The sequence below is a fragment of the Microbacterium sp. zg.Y909 genome, assembly GCF_024626565.1.
In genome coordinates this window covers 1-3048 of the sequence record NZ_JANJFJ010000470.1, presented here as the reverse complement: position 1 = coordinate 3048, position 3048 = coordinate 1, and the positions used below count along the sequence as shown (strand labels likewise).

Sequence of the window (3048 nt, the reverse complement as noted above, 5' to 3'; positions counted from 1 at the left end):
GTCGGCAACGCCGGCAACTACACCGCCTATTCGCGGGGATACCGCGAGGAGGCCGCCCGTGGCGCCGCCACCCGCGTGCCCCGCATGTTCGGCTTCCAGGCCGAGGGCTCCGCCCCGCTGGTGCGCGGCGAGGTCGTGCGCCACCCCGAGACGATCGCCAGCGCGATCCGCATCGGAAACCCCGCCTCATGGGAGCTGGCGCTCGAGGCTCGCGATGCCACCGACGGGTGGTTCGGCGCCATCGACGACGACCACATCCTCGCCGCGCAGAAGCTGCTGGCCGGCGCCGTCGGCATCTTCGTCGAGCCGGCATCCGCCATCAGCGTCGCGGGACTGCTCGACCGTGCCGAGGCGGGCATCATCCCCGCCGGCGCGCGCGTCGTGCTCACCGTCACCGGTCACGGCCTGAAGGACCCGCAGTGGGCGCTGCGCACCGCCGACGGCTCCGAGGTCGAGCCGATCGTCGTGGATGCCGCAACGAGCGAGGTCGCCTCGGTGCTGGGACTGGTCGCCGGGGCCACCGCGTGACCACATCCGCCGCAGGGGTGGGGGGCGGCTCGGTCCCGGAGTCTGTCGAAGGGCGCACGGTCGTCGTGCGCGTGCCCGCCACGAGCGCCAACCTCGGTCCCGGGTTCGACACGCTGGGCCTCGCGCTCAGCGTGTACGACGAGCTGACGGTCACGGCGCTCCCCGAGGGCGAACTCGACATCGAGGTCACGGGCGAGGGTGCGGCGGACGTGCCGCGCGATGGGTCTCACCTGGTGGTGCGGGCCATGGCCTACGCCTACGAGGCCTACGCCCGTCGGATGCCGGGTGTGCGCCTGCGCGCCCACAACGTCATCCCGCAGGGGCGGGGCATGGGGTCGTCGGGGGCGGCGGTGGTCGCGGGCCTGCTCGCGGCGAAGGGACTTCTCGCCGGAGACGTCGAGATCGGGCCCGACGCCCTGCTGCGCCTGGCGACCGAGCTCGAGGGGCACCCCGACAACGTCGCCCCGGCGCTGTTCGGTGGGCTCACCATCGCGTGGCTCGACGAGTCCGGACCCCAGCACAAGAAGCTGCTCGTGCACCGCGGCGTTGCGCCGCTGGTGCTGGTGCCCGGCTTCACGATGTCGACGTCGCTGGCCCGCAGCCTGCAGCCCCTGCAGGTGCCGCGGGAGGACGCGGTGTTCAACGTCTCGCGCTCTGCCCTGCTGATCGCCGCGCTCACCCAGAGCCCCGAACTGCTGCTCGCCGCGACCGAGGACAAGCTGCACCAGTCCTACCGCGCCCAGGCCATGCCCGAGACCGATCGGCTCGTCCGGGCGCTGCGCTCCGAGGGATTCGCGGCCGTGGTGTCGGGCGCCGGCCCCAGCGTGCTGGTGCTCGCCGACGGGCCAGGACGACGCCTGGTCGCGGCGGACATCGCCGCGCGCGTGACGGACACTCCGTGGGAGCCCCTCATGCTCGCCGTCGATGTCAGGGGTGGTACAGTGAGGGACCAAACGGAGGGTTCCACGTAAACCCGTGAATCTGGCCTCCGTCGCAATTCTGCGAACTGCTGCATCCATCCCGATCTGATTGCGCTGCGCCGTTTCCCATGTTCAATCCGGGAACCGGACACCGGCCGCAAGGATCGAACGCGATCCGGCATATCCGATAACACGCAAGGGAGTACTCGTGGAGTCCATCTCCGAGATCCGTACCGACGGCGACACCGAGGGCGAAGGCACGCCCGTGGATGAGGCCGTGACCACAGCACCTGAAGAGGGCGCACCTGCTGCCGACGGCGAGGTTGCCGCGGAGCCGGCGGAGGGCGACGAGGCCGCCGCCCAGACGCCTGCTGAGACCGAGACCGCCGACGTGCTCGAGTCCGTCTCCGCCGTCGAGAACGGCGCGACCGAGGCTCCGGCTGAAGCCGCCCCCGCGGAAGAGAAGCCGGCGAAGGCGCCGCGCAAGCGCGCTCCGCGCCGTGCCAAGAGCAGCGACCTGGCCGAGAACGCCGCAGAGCCGGCCGCCGACGCCGCGGTCGAAGCTCCGGTCGAAGCTAAGGCGGCGAGCAACGCTGCGGAGGCCGCGCCCGCCGCGGCATCCGCCGATGTCGCTGCCGAGACCGTCGAGGCGCCCGCCGCCGAGACCGTCGAGGCGCCGCCCGCGAAGAGCACGGCTCGCAAGACCGGCTCGCGTCGCGCCAGCAGCCGCACCGCCAAGGCGGCCGAGGCTGTCGCCGAGGCGCCGGCGGAGGACGCCAAGACCGACGACGCCGGCACTGCGGCTCCCGAGAGCGCCGCCGCACCCGCGGCCGAGGCGCGGGCAGACAAGGCCGACGCCGACAAGAGCGACGACAACCGTGCCGACGCCGGCAACCGTGCCGACGCGGGCAACCGTGCCGACGCCGGCAGCCGCAGCGACGGCGACCAGAACTCCGAGGGCGACAAGTCCTCCGAGGGCGAGCAGTCCGATGGCGAGACGCCGTCCCGTTCGCGCAGCCGTTCGCGCAACCGCAACCGCAACCGCAACAAGGATGCCGCCGCAGGCCAGAACGCGCAGGGCGGCAACGCCCCCGAGCCGGCCGAGAAGGCACAGCCCGCAGAATCCGACGACGAGTCGGGTCAGGGTGGCCGTGGTCGCCAGCGCAACAAGCGTCGCCCGCAGGGTGGTCAGAACGACGAGTTCGACACCGAGATCGGCGACGACGATGTTCTCATCCCGATCGCCGGCATCCTCGATGTGCTCGACAACTACGCCTTCGTCCGCACCACCGGCTACCTGCCCGGCACCAGCGACGTCTACGTCTCGCTCGGCCAGGTGAAGAAGTACCACCTGCGCAAGGGTGACGCTGTCGTCGGTGCCATCAAGCAGCCCCGCGAGAACGAGCAGACCGGTCGCCAGAAGTACAACGCGCTGGTCAAGGTCGACTCGATCAACGGCCTGTCCGTCGACGACGCCGCTGAGCGCGTGGAGTTCGGCAAGCTGACGCCGCTGTACCCGCAGGAGCGTCTGCGCCTCGAGACGGCCCCCGAGAAGCTGACACAGCGGATCATCGACCTGGTCGCCCCCATCGGCAAGGGT

The 3048-nt window shown here is 71.7% G+C and carries 2 protein-coding genes and 1 pseudogene; all 3 read left to right on the top strand.

Translation table 11 applies throughout. The features are described 5' to 3' along the window. On the top strand, nt 1-528 hold a 528-nt coding region (locus NQ160_RS21465), incomplete at its 5' end, for a pyridoxal-phosphate dependent enzyme (protein ID WP_257517095.1). Further along, nucleotides 525-1499 (top strand): homoserine kinase, encoded by a 975-nt coding sequence (gene thrB, locus NQ160_RS21460; protein ID WP_257517094.1) that lies wholly within the window; start codon nt 525-527, stop codon nt 1497-1499. The genes NQ160_RS21465 and thrB, both read left to right, overlap by 4 nt. A gap of 157 nt (nt 1500-1656) precedes the next feature. Beyond that, a pseudogene (locus NQ160_RS21455) lies at nt 1657-3048 on the top strand (transcription termination factor Rho); the annotation flags it as partial.